Source organism: Burkholderia sp. AU31652 (genome assembly GCF_002223155.1).
In the GTDB taxonomy this organism is placed as follows: domain Bacteria; phylum Pseudomonadota; class Gammaproteobacteria; order Burkholderiales; family Burkholderiaceae; genus Burkholderia.
In genome coordinates, this window is record NZ_NKFG01000005.1 from 1,107,293 (window position 1) to 1,122,736 (window position 15,444).

Annotated in this window: 15 protein-coding genes; 6 read left to right on the top strand and 9 right to left on the bottom strand. The window is 69.0% G+C overall.

The features are described 5' to 3' along the window. Positions 1-21: 21 nt before the first annotated feature. The gene (locus CFB40_RS22560) at positions 22-930 is read right to left on the bottom strand and encodes a LysR family transcriptional regulator (protein WP_089427897.1); all 909 of its coding nucleotides are present in this window, start codon (positions 928-930) and stop codon (positions 22-24) included. A 174-nt stretch (positions 931-1,104) separates the two neighbouring features. Between CFB40_RS22560 and CFB40_RS22565 the strand changes: the two genes are divergently transcribed. Then, positions 1,105-1,689, top strand: a complete 585-nt coding sequence (locus tag CFB40_RS22565; protein WP_089427896.1) for a putative glycolipid-binding domain-containing protein — start codon at positions 1,105-1,107, stop codon at positions 1,687-1,689. Positions 1,690-1,711: 22 nt separating this feature from the next. On the opposite strand, the gene CFB40_RS22570 is transcribed toward CFB40_RS22565, so the two are convergent. Then, complete coding sequence (locus CFB40_RS22570) at positions 1,712-2,704, bottom strand: sulfonate ABC transporter substrate-binding protein (RefSeq protein WP_089427895.1); 993 nt, start codon at positions 2,702-2,704, stop codon at positions 1,712-1,714. Between the two features lie 298 nt (positions 2,705-3,002). Continuing rightward, positions 3,003-3,410, bottom strand: coding sequence for a DUF427 domain-containing protein (locus tag CFB40_RS22575; protein WP_089432424.1), 408 nt, complete (start codon positions 3,408-3,410; stop codon positions 3,003-3,005). Between the two features lie 289 nt (positions 3,411-3,699). Here CFB40_RS22575 and CFB40_RS22580 point away from each other — a divergent pair, with 289 nt between their 5' ends. Then, complete coding sequence (locus CFB40_RS22580) at positions 3,700-5,361, top strand: ABC transporter substrate-binding protein (RefSeq protein WP_089432425.1); 1,662 nt, start codon at positions 3,700-3,702, stop codon at positions 5,359-5,361. 103 nt (positions 5,362-5,464) lie between these two features. Here the strand turns inward: CFB40_RS22580 and CFB40_RS22585 are convergent, their stop codons facing one another. The 6 genes from CFB40_RS22585 to CFB40_RS22610 form a co-directional block, all read right to left on the bottom strand. Next, complete coding sequence (locus tag CFB40_RS22585; RefSeq protein WP_089432426.1) at positions 5,465-6,412, bottom strand: TauD/TfdA dioxygenase family protein; 948 nt, start codon at positions 6,410-6,412, stop codon at positions 5,465-5,467. A gap of 157 nt (positions 6,413-6,569) precedes the next feature. Further along, positions 6,570-7,523, bottom strand: coding sequence for a TauD/TfdA dioxygenase family protein (locus tag CFB40_RS22590; RefSeq protein WP_089432427.1), 954 nt, complete (start codon positions 7,521-7,523; stop codon positions 6,570-6,572). Positions 7,524-7,671: 148 nt separating this feature from the next. Beyond that, complete coding sequence (locus CFB40_RS22595) at positions 7,672-8,517, bottom strand: ABC transporter ATP-binding protein (protein ID WP_089432428.1); 846 nt, start codon at positions 8,515-8,517, stop codon at positions 7,672-7,674. A gap of 40 nt (positions 8,518-8,557) precedes the next feature. Continuing rightward, complete coding sequence (locus CFB40_RS22600; protein WP_089432429.1) at positions 8,558-9,379, bottom strand: ABC transporter permease; 822 nt, start codon at positions 9,377-9,379, stop codon at positions 8,558-8,560. A gap of 39 nt (positions 9,380-9,418) precedes the next feature. Next, positions 9,419-10,261, bottom strand: a complete 843-nt coding sequence (locus CFB40_RS22605; protein ID WP_089432430.1) for an ABC transporter permease — start codon at positions 10,259-10,261, stop codon at positions 9,419-9,421. Positions 10,262-10,276: 15 nt separating this feature from the next. Further along, positions 10,277-11,344, bottom strand: coding sequence for an ABC transporter substrate-binding protein (locus CFB40_RS22610; protein WP_089427887.1), 1,068 nt, complete (start codon positions 11,342-11,344; stop codon positions 10,277-10,279). A gap of 857 nt (positions 11,345-12,201) precedes the next feature. Between CFB40_RS22610 and CFB40_RS22615 the strand changes: the two genes are divergently transcribed. The 4 genes from CFB40_RS22615 to CFB40_RS22630 all read left to right on the top strand — a co-directional run bounded on the left by CFB40_RS22615 (position 12,202) and on the right by CFB40_RS22630 (position 15,438). Next, the gene (locus CFB40_RS22615) at positions 12,202-12,384 is read left to right on the top strand and encodes a Flp family type IVb pilin (RefSeq protein WP_041493341.1); all 183 of its coding nucleotides are present in this window, start codon (positions 12,202-12,204) and stop codon (positions 12,382-12,384) included. An 88-nt stretch (positions 12,385-12,472) separates the two neighbouring features. Beyond that, on the top strand, positions 12,473-12,946 hold the full coding sequence (locus CFB40_RS22620; protein WP_089432431.1) for an A24 family peptidase: 474 nt from the start codon (positions 12,473-12,475) through the stop codon (positions 12,944-12,946). Positions 12,947-12,966: 20 nt separating this feature from the next. Next, complete coding sequence (cpaB, locus tag CFB40_RS22625) at positions 12,967-14,004, top strand: Flp pilus assembly protein CpaB (RefSeq protein ID WP_089432432.1); 1,038 nt, start codon at positions 12,967-12,969, stop codon at positions 14,002-14,004. A 54-nt stretch (positions 14,005-14,058) separates the two neighbouring features. After that, entirely contained in the window at positions 14,059-15,438 is a 1,380-nt protein-coding gene (locus CFB40_RS22630) for a type II and III secretion system protein family protein (RefSeq protein WP_089427884.1), read from the top strand. Positions 15,439-15,444: the final 6 nt, after the last annotated feature.

The window sequence follows — 15,444 nt, forward strand, 5'->3', positions numbered from 1 at the left end:
CGGGGGCGGCGCGCGCCGCCGTTATCGGGCAGGGCGGGCCAGCAGCGGCGGGAGGTCCTGCTTCAGCAGGTCGACGACGGCCCGCACGCGCGGCGGCAGCGGCCGCTGCGCATGCACGAGCACGTTGAGCGCGAAATCGGGAATCACGTAGTGCGGCAGGAGCTCGACGAGCGTGCCGGCCGCGAGCGCGTCGGCGCAGGCCGGCTGCTGGACCACGCCGATGCCGCCGCCGGCCACGATCGTGTCGAACATCGGGCGCCAGTGGCTCGTCGTCATGATCGTGCGGATGCGCGCGTAGTCGAGCGCGTCGCCGTCGCGCCGCAGCGGCAGTCGTTCACTCGCGAAGACGCCTTTCACACGGACGAACGGATGGTTCGCGAGATCGGCCGCCGTGTCGATCGGGCCGTGCCGCTCGAGATACGACGGCGCGGCAACGAGCCGGCGGCCGACCGCGCCGACCGGATGCGCGACGAACCCGCCGTCGCCGAGCTGGCCGACGCGGATCGAGATGTCGACGCCTTCCGTGACCGGATCGACGATGTCGTCGTTCAGGACCAGGTCGATGTGCAGGTTCGGATACGCGCTGCGGACATGCATCAGCACACCCGGCAGCACGACCTCGCCGATGCATTGCGGCGCCGCGAGCCGGATCGTGCCGTCGAGTGCGTTCTCCGTCTTCGACACCGATGCGACCGCGTCGTCGGCCGCTTCGAGCAGTTCCTTGCTGCGTTCGTAGAAGATCCGGCCTTCTTCGGTGCACGTGAGGGTGCGGGCACTGCGCAACAGCAGCCGTGTGCCGAGATGCTTCTCGAGCCGCTCGATGCGCTCGCTGACGGCCGGCTGGCCCATGTCGAGATCGCGCGCCGCGCCGGACATCGTGCCGCGCTCGACGACCCTCACGTAGATGCGCATCGTCGCCAGCAAATCCATGAAGTCGCGCCCCTTGTCCGGTTCCGGTTGATGCCGATCGACGGATGGTATCAAAGCAGGGCCGCCCGATGGTGCGCGACGAACCGATACTGACCATCGGTTGGCGAAGCCGCGTGTGTTCGCCGGTGCGATGGGGGACAATCGGCATCCGTGCGATCGACGGGAGACGACGACATGACGCAACAGGATGACGCAGTGCGCACGCGCTGCGTCGCATGGCAGATCGTGCAGACGTGGCAGGCAGCCGAATGGTGCCGGCTCGTCGAGTCGCGCACGGGAATCGATCTGTCGGGATCGGTGTCGGGTGCGGTCGACGGCTCGCCGTTTCGCATCGATTACGCGATCGCATGCGACGCCGACTGGCTCACGCGCTCGGCAAGCATCACGCAGTGGGGCGGCACGCAGCCGCCGCGGCAGTGGGATATCCGCCGTGACGCAGGGCGATGGACGATCGACGGCGTCGACGTCCCGGCGCTCGCGGGCGCGACCGACCTCGATCTCGGCTTCAGCCCGTCGACGAATACGCTGCCGATCCGGCGGCTCAGGCTGGCCGACGGCGAAGCGGCGGTGATCCACACCGCGTGGCTGCGCTTTCCGGATGTCGCGTTCGTGCGGGGCGAGCAACGCTATACGCGTACGGCGGAGCGCGTGTACCGCTACGAAAGCGGCACGTATGCGGCCGATATCGCGGTCGACGAAGCAGGTCTGGTCACCGACTACGACGAATGGCGGCGCATCGGCGCGGCACCCGCACGCTGAATCACGCGTACCGCGCCGCGCGTCAGCGTGCGCTCGCGACCGACAGCTTGCCCGGAATCAGCTTCAGCGCGCTGAATGAATCCGCGATGTTCTGCTGATACGCGAGCGTCGCGTCGCTGATCGGCTGCACGCCGTAGCCGGCGCGCTTGAGCGCGACTTCGAGCGTCGGCGCATCGAGGCCGACGAGCGGCGACAGTTGCGTGGCGACTTCGGGCACATGGTCGCGCGCCCAGCGGTCGACCGCGTCGACTTCATCGAGCAGCGCGCGTATGACCTGCGGGTGGGCCGCCGCGTATTTGCGTGCGGCGAGGTAGTACTGCGTATTGCGCACGAGCCCTTCGCCGTTCGCGATCACGCGCGCGCCGATCTGCCGTTCGGCGGCGGCCAGGTACGGATCCCAGATCACCCATGCATCGACGTTGCGCTGCACGAACGCGGCGCGTGCGTCGGCGGGCGTCAGGTAGATCGGCTGGATGTCGGCATACGTGAGCCCCGCATGTTCGAGCGCCTTCACGAGCAGGTAATGGACGTTCGAACCCTTGTTGAACGCGACCTTCTTGCCGCGCAGCTGCGCGACGTTGCGGATCGGCGAATCGGGCAGCACGACGATCGCCTCGCCCTGCGGCGCGGGCGGCTCGTTGCCGATGTAGACGAAATCGACGCCGCCCGCCTGCGCGAAGATCGGCGGCGTCTCGCCGACCGTGCCGACGTCGATCGCGCCGGCGTTCAGGCCCTCGAGCAATTGCGGGCCGGCCGGAAATTCGAGCCACTGCACGGTGACGCCCTGGCTCGCGAGCCGTTTCTCCAGCGTGCCGCGCGCCTTGAGCACGACGAAGTTGCCGTATTTCTGGAAACCGACGCGCAGCCGCGTGCCGCTGTCTTGCGCATGAGCCGGCAGGCCGGCGAGCGGGCCGAGCGCGAGCCCGGCCAGCCCGGCGGCCGCGCCTTGCAGCCACTGGCGGCGATGCGGGTTCGCCGGTGTCGGTTCAACGTCTGCGTGCGGTGTGTCGTTCATCGAGGCGTCCTGCGTGCGGGTTCACGGGCCGCGCGCTAAAGACGGCGCGGCCGGCGCAGGGCGGGCCCGATGCGGGCGCTGCGCGCAACGGGCCGGCCCGCGCCGGATTCAGGACGATACGGCCGCGCAGGCCGGCGGCCAACCAACGAATCCGCATATGCAAATCAGCGGCGAACCAGGTGGACGGGTTCGGGCCGGTGATCGGCACGCGAACCCGCCGGCACGGCCCGCCGGGCCGGCGAGTTCGCACGCGTGCACACGCAGCCGCCGGGCGTTCGATGAACGGCTGTCACGACCCTCAATCGGAGCCGGCCGGGCTTTCCTCGATCGAATCGACGCGATCCGGATAGAACGCGAGGTGCCCGCGGATCGCGTCGACGGCCGGATAGGGCGCCTCGTAGGTCCAGACGGCATTCACGGCGCGCTCGCCGCCGACCGGGATCGAGTAATAGGCGGCGTCGCCCTTGTACGGACAGTACGTCGCGTGGTTGGTGCGTTGCAGCAGCGTCAGGTCGGCGTCCTCGCGCGGGATATAGAACACCGCCGGGTAGGCGGCTTCGCGCAGCGCCAGCGCGCGGCGCGTATCCGCGACGACCCTGCCGGCCGCCTTGACCACGACGCGCCGCTGATGCAGTTCGACCGTGATCGGGTGATCGGGGCCCGGCGTCTTCACCGGGCGAGCAGACGTTTCGGAGCTGACAGGCATCGTGTGTCCTCCTGGAATCGGCGGCGCGGCGGCGTCGGGCGAATCCCGGCGCGCCGGTGCCGGCGTTGGCCAGCCGATACGATGCGCCATTTCGGGCGAGTCTGCAGGGGGCCGGAAGACGGCGGCGCGAGACGGCCGCCCGGCGCTCGCGTGGACGTTTTCATGCACGGGCAGCGGGATGCAGCCACGACGATAAGCAACGCGAAATTAATTGGTAAGCGATCGGCGGGAGGCGCGCGAAGATCGGCCGTCGTCATTTTCATGACAGCTCTTTCCTGAATCCGTCACCATGAAGAAAGCTTTCGTTTCGTCAGCCGCGCGTCGTGCGCGTGGCGTCCCCCATGCCGCGATCGCCCTGCGTTGTCTCGCGGCGTCGCTGCTGCTCGCCGGCGCGGCCACGCACGCGCTTGCCGCGCCGTCCGGCAAGACGCTCGTGTATTGCACCGAAGGCAGCCCGGCGGGCTTCGATCCGGGCCAGCATACGACGAGCACCGATTTCGATGCGAGCACGTACCCGGTCTACAACGGGCTCGTGCAGTTCAAGCGCGGCACGCTCGATCTCGAGCCGGCGCTCGCGACGCGCTGGGACGTGTCGCCCGACCAGCGCACGATCACGTTCCATCTGCGGCGCGACGTGAAATTCCAGACCACCGCGTGGTTCAAGCCGACGCGGCCGTTCCAGGCCGACGACGTCGTCTTCACGTTCCACCGGATGCTCGATCCCGACGATCCGTTCCGCAAGGCCTATCCGGTCAGCTTCCCGTATTTCAGCGACCTCGGCTTCGACCGCAACGTCGAGCGCATCGACAAGGTCGACGACTACACGGTGCGCTTCGTGCTGAAGACACCCGACGTCGTGTTCGTGCGCAATCTCGCGATGGCGTTCGCGTCGATCCTGTCGGCCGAGTATGCGTCGCAGCTCGCGGCGCGCCATCGCGAGGCCGACATCAACCAGTTCCCGGTGGGCACGGGGCCGTTCCTGCTGCGCACGTACCAGAAGGACGCGCTGATCCGCTACGACGCGAATCCCGACTACTGGAAACCGGACGACGTGAAGCTCGCGCGCCTCGTGTTCGCGATCACGCCCGATCCGGCCGCGCGCCTGCAGAAGCTGGTGGCCGGCGAATGCCAGGTATCGGCGTTTCCGCGGCCGGCCGATCTCGACACGGTGCGGCGCGACCCGAAGCTGACGTTGTTCTCGGGGGTGGGTTTCAACGTCGGCTTCGTCGCGTACAACACGCAGCATGCGCCGCTCGATCGCGTCGACGTGCGGCGCGCGCTCGACATCGCGATCGACAAGTCGGCGATCATAAAGACCGTGTTCAACGGCGACGCGACGATCGCGACGAACCCGATGCCGCCCGCGCAATGGTCGTACAACCCGCGGCTGAAGGATGCGCCGCGCGACCCGGCGGCCGCGAAGGCGCTGCTCGCGCAGGCCGGCTTCCCGAACGGCTTCGACCTGACGCTGTGGGCGATGCCCGTGCAGCGCCCGTACAACCCGAATGCGCAGTTGATGGCGCAGCTGATCCAGCAGGACTGGGCGAAGATCGGCGTGCGCGCGAAGATCGTCAGCTACGAATGGGGCGAATACAACCGCCGCGCGAAGCACGACGGGCAGCACGACGCGATCCTGTACGGCTGGTCGGGCGACAACGGCGACCCCGACAACTGGCTCGGCACGCTGCTCGGCTGCGACGCGGTGCACGGCAGCAATCTCGCGAAGTGGTGCAACCAGGATTTCGAGAAGCTGGTGGACGCGGCGCGTTCCAATGGGGATGTCGCAAAGCGCACGGCGCTGTACGAGCAGGCGCAGGTCGTGTTCAAGGACCAGGTGCCGTTCACGCCGATCGCGACGTCGATCGTGTCGCTGCCGGTGTCCAAGCGCGTGCACGGGCTGACGTTCTCGCCGCTCGGCGGGCATCGCTTCGACGGGGTCTGGCTGGATTGACGGGCGGGCCGCGCGGACGGTGCTGTCGTCCGCGCGGTGGGGCACGAACCGGGAAAGGCCGGCGCGATGCAGTGCGCGCCGGCTGCCGGCAGAGCGGTTCAGTTCAGTTGAGCGCGACCGCCGCCGCGGCTTCGACCGGCGAGCCTTCGAGCGCGACCGACGGCCGGCCGTCGGGGCCGACCGGCACGTCGCCGATGAGCGTCGTGCGATACAGCTGGCGATCGAAGTCGAGATCGAAGATGTCGACCGGCGCGAGGTGGGCGGTCGCGCGGTTGTCCCAGAACGCGATGCTGCGCGGTTCCCACTTGAAGCGGATCGTGAATTCCGGCCGTGTCACGTGCTCCCACAGCAGTTCGAGCAGCGCCTGGCTCTCGCGCGGCGTCAGCCCGACGATCGATTTCAGGAAGCTCGGGCTCACGTACAGCGCGCGTTCGCCGGTCTCCGGATGCACGCGCACGAGCGGGTGCTCGGTGACGAGCGGGCGGCGCTCGACCGCGTCGTCGAACGCACCGGTGGCGCGCGCGCCGGCCGGCGGCGTGAAGCGGTGAATGCCGCGCAGGCCGTCGACGAAGCCGCGCAGCGGCGCCGACAGCGTTTCGTACGCCCGCACGAGGTTCGTCCAGTGCGTGTCGCCGCCGTACGGCGGGATCGTCACGCCGCGCAGGATCGACGCCCACGGCGGGTTCACGGCGGCCGTCACATCGGTGTGCCAGCCGGTCCACGGGCGGCGCACCGGTTCGCCTTCGAAGCGCGTCGCCTTGCGATGCTTCGCGATCGAGTAGACGGCCGGATGCCCGTCGACGTGCCCGAACACCGGGTGGCCGACCGTCGGTTCGCCGAACTGCGCGGAGAACGCGACATGCTGCTCGTGCGTGAGGAATTGCTCGCGAAAGAAGATGACGCGCCATTTCAGCAGCGCGGCGCGGATCGCCGCGATCTGCGGCGTGGTCAACGGTTGCGTGAGGTCGACGCCGCGGATTTCCGCGCCGATATGGGCGGACAGCGGAATCACGTCGACCGGCTGGGCGGCGGGTTCGAGTAGGGCGCTCATGCGACGCTCCTGGCGGAAGTGGAGGGGGCGGAGGGCCGACATCGTTGCGCGTGCAAGCGTCGGTCCGGAGGCGGGAAGGGCATGGTCGGTGTCCGGTAGCGGAAAGCGGGGGCAGGCGCGGCGGCGCACGGAGCGCCGCCGCCGCGCGACGCGGGCGTTACTGCAGCGTCGCGCCCGGCCCCTTCAGCACGACGCTCTGGCGGCCGTCGATGCCGACCGGCACGTCGCCGTGCACGGTCGCGCGGCGCACGACGCGGCGCGCATCGCCGTAGTCGTTGATCGCGTAGTGCTGCGTCGCGCGGTTGTCCCAGATCGCGACGTCGCCTTCCTGCCAGTTCCAGCGCACGGTGTTCTCGAGACGCGTCACGTGTTCATGGAACACCTGCAGCAGGTGCGCGGAATCCTGCGCCGACAGCCCCTTGAGCCGCTGCACGAAATGCCCGAGCACGAGCGTGCGTTCGCCGGTTTCCGGATGGACGCGCACGACCGGGTGCTCGGTTTCGTAGACGGTCGACGTGAACACTTCGCGGTAGCGCTTCAGTTGCGTATCGTCGGCATGCACGTGCGTCGACGCGTAGTCGTACGCGTTGGTATGCAGCGCCCACAGCGTGTCGGCGAGCGCGCGCAGCGGGTCGGGCAGGTTCGTGTACGCGGCGGCCGTGTTGGCCCACACGGTGTCGCCGCCGAACGGCGGAATCACGACAGCACGCAGGATCGAGATCTTCGGGTACGCATCGACGAAGGTCACGTCGGTGTGCCACGAATTGGCGCGCGCGCCGTGCGCGGAATCGAGTTCGAGCAGGGCTGTGCTGCCGTCGACGGACGGCACGGTCGGGTGCGCGACGGTTTTGCCGAAGCGGCGTGCGAACGCTTCCTGCGCGGTGTCGTCGAGATGCTGCTGGCCACGGAAGAACAGCACCTTGTGGCGCAGCAGCGCGGCCTGGATCGCATCGAACGTCGCGTCGTCGAGCGTGCCCGACAGGCGCACGCCGGCGATCTCGGCGCCGATCCGGCCGGCGACCTGGCGAAGCTGGAGCGGCGTGGCGGCCGTGCGCGGCGCGGCGTGCGAAGCATGCGAAGACGGGTGAGCGGCGTGCTGGACTTCGGACATCGGGAGTCTCCTGGAGTCGGGTCGGTCGAGTCTCCATTCAAGCAGGGACCGCGCGCAATCGGAACCGATGAATCGTCACAACCTTAGCGTGTGCGCAGCGATGATCGATATGCGTCGTCATGCTGAGCAATGCGGTGCGGCATGCGTGCTACCACGCAAGCCGCCATTCGCCGATCCGGTGCGGGCGCGGCGTGTCGATGCGCTTACCGCCCGGGCGATCGTGGCCCGGCGGTTCGTGGTCGTCGAAATCGGCGAGCACGGTGTCGCGCAATCGCGCGAATTCCGGCGAATCACGCCGGCGCGGGCGCGGCAACGCGACATCGACGATGCGTTCGATGCGGCCCGGGCGCGGCGCCATCGTCACGACGCGGTCGCCGAGATACACGGCTTCGTCGACGTCGTGCGTGACGAGGATCATCGTGATGCGCTCCTGTTCCCAGATGCGCAGCAGTTCGTTCTGCATCCGCGCGCGTGTCTGCGCGTCGAGCGCGCCGAACGGTTCGTCGAGCAGCAGCACGCGCGGGCGGTTCACGAGGCCGCGCGCGATCGCGACGCGCTGCGCCATCCCGCCCGACAGCTGGTTCGGATACGCGTGCTCGAAGCCGTTCAGCCCGACGAGCGCGACGTGATCGGCAACCGCGCGCCGCTTCGCGGCCGCGTCGAGCGGCGCGTTGCGCAGCGCGGCCTCGATGTTCTGCGCGACGGTCAGCCACGGGAACAGCCGGTGATCCTGGAACACGATTCCGCGCTGCAGCGACGTGTCGCGCACGCGTTCGGCACCGGCCCGGATCTCGCCCGCGTAATCGGTATCGAGCCCGGCGATCAGCCGCAGCAGCGTCGACTTGCCGCAACCGCTCGAGCCGACGATCGTGACGAATTCACCGGCGCGCACGTGCAGCGACACGTCGTCGAGTACGGCGAGCGCGGCGCCGCGTTGCGCGTAGTGCTTGCTCACGTGGAGGATGTCGAGCGAATCGGAGGCGAGGGTCGTCATGGCGGTGCGAGAAAGAGGGTGACGAGAAAGGAAACGGCGATCAGCGCGTCAGGTCGCCGCGCCGGGCCAGCACCTTGCGCTCGATCGCCCGCGCGATCGCGTTCAGCGCCCAGCCGGTCACGCCGACGACGATGATCCCGAACAGCACGAGATCCATCCGGAACTGTTCGCTGCCGTCGATCAGCGTGTTGCCGATCCCGCTGCCGGCGACCAGCAGGTATTCGGCGCCGAGCGTCGCGAGCCACGAATAGATCAGGCCGAGATACAGCCCGGTGAAGATCGACGGCAGCGCGGCCGGCAGGATCACGTAGCGCACGAGCTGGAGCCGCGAGTAGCGCAGCGCACGGGCGACGTCGACATACGCGCGCGGCACCGCGTGAATGCCGTCGCAGGTGTGCGCGGCGACGGGCAGCAGCGCGGCGAGCGACAGGAACACGACCTTGGCGACGTCGCCGAGGCCGAACCACACGGAAATCAGCGGAATCCACGCGAACAGCGAGACCTGCTTGAACGTGTCGAAGCTCGGGCCGACCATGCGTGCGGCGACGCGCGACAGCCCGAGCACGGCGCCGAGCAGCAGCCCGCCCATCGCGCCGAGCACGAAGCCGCACGCTTCACGCGCGAGCGACGCGGACAGCGCGCGGCCGAGTGCGCCGCTCGTGGCTTGCGCCCATGCGGTGCGCAACACGTCGGCGGGGCCGACGAGCAGCCCGCTGCTCACGAGGTGCGCGGAAGCGATTGCCCACCACAGCGCGAACGCGACGAGCGGCAGCACGAAGCCGCGCCAGTCGGGGGCGCGCAGGCGACGGGCGGTCGCGGTGGCGGGCGGGTTGGTGTCAGGCGCGGCAGCAGGATACGTCAACGGTGGGGCTCCTTCGATTGCGCGGGCAGGGGCGGCGCTTCAGCCGCGGAACGCGGACGGCACGCCGCGGCGCAAGCGCGCTTCGAGTGCATCGAGCAGCCGGTTGATCAGCAGGCCGACCGCGCCGACGACGATCACGGCCGCCATCACGAGGTCGAGCTGGAACAGCTGGCGGCCGTACACGATCAGGTAGCCGAGCCCTTCGGACGACGCGACGAGCTCGACGACGACGAGCGCGAGCCACGACTTCGTGAACGCGAGCCGCACGCCGGTCGCGAGCGTCGGGATCGCGGCGGGCAGCACGACGTGCACGATGCGTTGCCGCCGCGTGTAGCCGAATACGCTGGCGACTTCGTCGAGCGCGGGCGGCGTCTGGCGAAACCCTTGCAACGTGCTCAGCGTGACGGGGACGAGCGCCGCATGCGCGATCAGCAGGTACTTGAGCGGTTCGCCGACACCGACGAGCAGCAGCAGGAACGGCAGCCAGCCGAGCACCGGAATTTGCACGAGCGCATTGAAGCTCGGCAGCACGTAGGCTTCCAGCGTGCGCGACAGGCCGAGCGCGACGCCGGTCGCGAAGCCGAGCAGCGTGCCGGCGGCGAAGCCGACCAGCACGCGCTGCAGGCTGATCAGCGTGTGGCGCACGAGGTCGCCGCTCGTCGCGAGATCCTTGAGTGCGTCGAACACGCGTTCGGGCGGCGGCAGGATCTGCGGCGCGATCCAGCCGCGCGCGCTGCCGATGCTCCACAGCACGAACAGCAGTGCAGGCAGCAGCCACGGCGCGAGCCGCCACGACCACCGCTTCACGGCCGCCGCACGGTGCGGCGGCGCGGCGAGCGCGTGGCGCCCGGATGACGGAATGGAAAACGCGGTGTCGCTCATCGTGGCGGGTCCGGGTCAGGAAAGCGGCTTGCCGGCCGCGTCGTAGCGTGGCCAGTAGCTTTCGAGCTTCAGCGTGCGCAGCGCATTGTCGAGATACTTCGGCTCGAACCAGCCATCGACGTCGACCGGCTGGCGGATCAGCTTCAGCGCCAGCGCATCCTGCGCGACGGACTTGTAGCGCGCGACGAAGAACGGATCGATCAGCGGCGACAGGCGGTCCTTCAGGCGCTGGTTCGCATAGTCGGCCTGCCACGACGACACAGGCACGCCGCTTTTCGCCCACAGCTTGAACAACGCGTCGCGGTTCGCTTCGTCGGACGACCATTGCGCGCCCTTCACGACAGCGGTGACGACGCGCTGCACGATGTCCGGATGCGCGCGCTCGAACTCGTCGAGCACGAGCAGGTGAGTCTGGCGCGTGAGTTGCGGGCCGTCGTTCTGCGATTCGTAGATGATCTTCGCGAGCCCCGCGTCGCGCAGCTTGTACAGCTGGTAATCGCCCACCGACGCATCGATGCCCTTCGACGCGAGCGCGGCGAGCGAGCTCGCGGCGTCGAGATTGATCACGCGCAGGTCGCGTTCGCCGAGGCCGTTCTTCGCGAGCGCGTTGTCGGCTACGAGCTGCAGGTTCGTGCCGCGGAAGATCGACACGCGGCGATCCTTCAGGTCCTTGATCGAGCGGATGGGGGAGTCGGGCGGCACCGCGATCTTGACGCCCGAGCGCACGCTCGCGGCGAGCAGCAGGCGCGTCTTGATCCCGTTCGCCCGCGCGAGCACGGCGGGCAGGTCGCCCTGGTACGCGAAGTCGAGCGCCTTGTTGGCGATCGCCTCGTTGACGGCCGGCCCCGCGCCCTTGAAGAACAGCCATTCGACCTTGATGCCGTCGGCCGCGAACTCCTTTTCGACCAGCTGCTGCAACTGCGCGGTGGCCGCACTCGAGCCGCCGAACGTCGGCGGATCGCCGGCGCCTTGCTGGGCGACACCGATGCGGATGGTGGCGGGCTTGTCGGCGTGCGCGGCGGCGGCCGGCAACGCAATGAGGGACGCGATCAGCAGCGAGCGAAGCAGGCGCAGTGGAAGCATGAATCGATGGGTCCGGAACGTTGGGAGGAGCGACACCGGGCCTCAGCCCGTCGGCGCATTCTCGATGACGGCCCGGGGCCGGACAAGAAACGATTTGAACTATGCTTATCGCCGTTTTCCGGGTTGGTGCGCCGGGCGATTCATTCCATCCGGATGAGAACGGCATTCACATGCATCTGACATTCAATCAGGATTCCAATCAAGTCGATTGAAGCCGGAAGCGGCATCATGAAATTGCCGATTGGAAAGTCGCATTGAACACGCGGGTGGATTCGCGCGACGATCACTTGCCGAATCCGGGCCTAAAAACGGGGGCAGGTAGTCAGCGACATGCGATGCGAGTCCGTCATGCACGCCGGGACGGCAAGGCGGGCGTGGCCAGACGCGCGCATGCGGTGCGGCCCGGCATGCCGATAAATCGAATGGAAACCGGGGCGGAAATTCACGCGCTGAAATAGTCGGCATGCGCGTTCCGATCGACGAACCATTCGCTGTCATGCGAGAAAAAATGACCGTAAATGGATGGTATGGAATTCATCGTTGCACGATGAAATCCATAAATGCATCCGACGCCAAATAATTTGAATTCGCCTGAAAAATTGTCTATACCCTAGACGAATCAGCGCGGTTGCATCGTGCGGGAAGACCGCACAACGGATGCAGGCACGCAACGATCGAAGATGTCGTTTGCACGCCGCGTGTTGCAGTCGTCGAGAGGATTCCGGGGGATGCGGGCGACCTCGTGCCAGGGTCGCGCGCATGCATCGCAACGGGCGAAGGCCCTGCGCAACCGCCGGAGCAACGGAGCATCTTTGCGTTCAACGGTCGGTCACCGACCCCGTTACACGGAGGTTGCCATGCTGCAATACGTCAAGTCCCTGCTGCGTGACGAACGTGGCGTCAGCTCGCTCGAATACGCCGTGCTGGCCGGCATCGTCGTGGTCGCGCTCGCGGCGGTCGGCGTGATCCTCAGCAGCACCAGCGGCGGCCTGCCGAGCGTGTTCACGACACTGATCAACAAGGTGACGAGCCTGATCTGATCCCCTGAACCCGCGCGCCACCGACGAACACCGGGATCCGCAGCGGTAGAACGTGTCCGGCCGGGGCGTGTCGACGGACGGCTCTCCCATGCTCACGCTCGTGCAGTCGGTGGCCACGGTGTTGCTGGCCTCGCTCGCCGCGCAGGATCTGCGCGACCGGCGCCTGTCCAATCGCGCGGTGCTCGCGTTCGCGACGCTGTATTTCGTCGCGGCCGTGTTCGCGCGCGACGGGCTCGCGCCGCTGGCCGGCCATGTCGCGACCGGGGCGGCGATGCTGCTGCTGTTCGGCGGCATGCGCCACGCGGGCTGGATCGGCGGAGGCGACGTCAAGCTGGCGGCGGCGGTATTCCTGTGGGCCGGCCCGGCACTGGCGTTTCCGGTGCTGATGGCCGTCGGGGCGGGCGGTGCGCTGTGCGGCGTCGCGTTGCTGGCGGCGCGGCCGTGGCGCGCAGCGCCGGTTCGCGCGGTCGCCGCGCGCGGCGTGCCGTACGGCGTCGCGCTCGCGCTCGGCGGCACGCTGGCCGTCTGGGCGTCGTTTCCATACACGGTTTCGCTTACCTAGCCGGGGGGACGCACGCCGCCATGCCCAAACCGCTGAGACTGGCCGTGCTCGTCGTTGCCGCCGGCATCGGTGCGTTCATCCTGCGCGAGCTGTACGTCGCCGCGTCGACGCCGTCGGTGCCCGCCGAAACGGATCAGGCGCGCGTGCGGGTCGCCGCCGCCGATTTGCCGGAAGGGCTGCTGCTGCGCGACAACGATCTCGCGTGGAAGCGCATGCCGCGCGCGCAGGTGCCGGCCGGCGCATTCGTCGAGTCGCAGCCGGGCGCGGACCTGAAGGGCGCGCTGCTGCGCAACCACGTCGGCGCGGGCGCACCGATTCGTGTCGAGAACGTGATACCGGCCGGCGCGCCGGATTTTCTCGCGGCCGCGCTGCAGCCCGGCATGCGCGCGATTTCGGTGCCGGTCGACGACGTGTCCGGCAACGCGGGGCTGATCCAGCCGGGCGACTTCGTCGACGTGTTGCTGACGCAGCAGATCGGCGGCTCGGCGACGTCGCCCGGCACGTTCGAAGCGGAGACCGTGGTGCGGCGTGCGCGCGTGCTCGCGGTCGGCTCCGAATTCCAGCGCGCGAAGGCGCCCGCGAGCGCACCGGATGCGACCGCCCGCGCCCGCACGGTCACGCTCGAGGTCGCGCCGCGCACCGCGCAGGTCGTGCTGGTGGCGACCCGCCTCGGCTCGCTGTCGCTCGCGCTGCGCAGTTTCGCGACGAGCGACCGGCGGCAGCCGGCAGGCGGCGACGCGCAGGAGCCCGATACGCAGCCCGTGTGGGCCGGCGACGTGTCGCGCGCGGCCCGCGAGGCCGCACGCGAACCGTCCGCCAGGCCGGAGTCGGGCGCGCGGCCGGCGTGGCGGAGCAACGCGGTCGTGATCTATCGCGGTTCGTCGGTCGACGACGGATCGCGTGGCGGCGGCACCGGCACGCCGGGCCTGCCGCCGCTGCCGGCCGGGCTGCCGGCGTGGCCGGCGATGCCTGCAGTGCCTGCAATGCCCACGACGACGGGCGGCGCGAATGTCGCGGCGGAGACGACTGCGCAACCGCCGGCAATGGCGGCGCAGTGACGGATTGACGATTCGGGCCGGCCGCCCGGCGGCCGGCATTTGACGGGAACACGCATGGTGCGCATGGTTCGTTGGATCGCTATCGGGGGCCTGGCCTGCATCGTCGCGTCCGGGAGCGCGTTGGCGCAGGTCGCACGCGCGCCGGACGCGGGCGCGGCGCTGTCGATTGCGACCGGCAAGGGGGAACTGCTGTCGCTGCCTGAACCCGCGGCCGCGATGTTCGTCGCCGATCCGTCGATCGCGGACATCCAGGTGCCGTCCCCGCGCACCGTGTTCGTGTTCGGCAAGAAGGCGGGCACCACCACGCTGATCGCGCTCGGCGCGAACCATCGCCCGATCCTGCGCAAGACGGTGATCGTGCAGGTCGACACGGCGTCGCTGCAGGGCGTGCTCGACAGCCGCTTTCCGCAGCTGAAGCTGTCGGTGTCCGGCGCGCCGGGCTCGCTGATGGTGTCGGGCAAGGTGCCGAGCGCGGCCGACGCGGACGCCGTGATGCAGTCGCTCACGCCGTACCTGCACGACAAGGAAAAGATCGTGAACCGGCTCACGCTGTCGCGCCCGATCCAGGTGAACCTGCGCGTGCGGGTGACCGAGGTGAGCCGCAACATCACGCAGCAGCTCGGCATCAACTGGAGCTCGCTGGGCGGCGCCGGCAACTTCGTCGGCGGGCTGCTCAACGGGCGCACGCTGTTCGATCCGACGAACGGCCTGTTCAACCTGTCGCCGACGGGCGCCTTCTCGGTGCTCGGCGGGTTCCGCGCGGGGCGCTGGTCGATCGACGTGGTGCTCGACGCACTCGACCAGGAGGGCTTGATCACGATGCTCGCCGAACCGAACCTCACCGCGATGTCCGGCGAGACCGCGAGCTTCCTCGCGGGCGGCGAGATTCCCGTTCCGGTTGCGCAGACCGGCAACACCGGCGTGATCACGGTCGAGTACAAGCCGTTCGGCGTGTCGCTCGACTTCACGCCGACCGTGCTCGCCGACAACCGCATCAGCCTCAAGGTGCGCCCGGAAGTCAGTGAGGTCGATCCGAGCAACAGCGTGACGACGGGCAGCATCAAGGTGCCGGCGCTCACGGTGCGGCGCGTCGACACGACGGTCGAGCTGTCGAGCGGGCAGAGCTTCGCGATCGGCGGGCTGCTGCAGAGCCAGACGGCCGACACCGTGTCGCAGATTCCGGGGCTCGGCCGGCTGCCGATCATCGGCCGGCTGTTTTCGTCGAAGAACTTCCAGGACAACAAGACCGAGGTGGTCGTGATCGTCACGCCGTACGTCGTGCAGCCGACCGGGCCCGGCCAGCTCGAGCAGGCGATCGACACCGTCGCGCGGCCGAGCAGCGACCTGGAGTTCGCGGTGCAGCGCAACCTCGGGCTCGACCTGCTGTCGGGCGACACGCCGCGCCTCGTCGGCGCCGCGGGCTTCGTGTACTGAACCGGA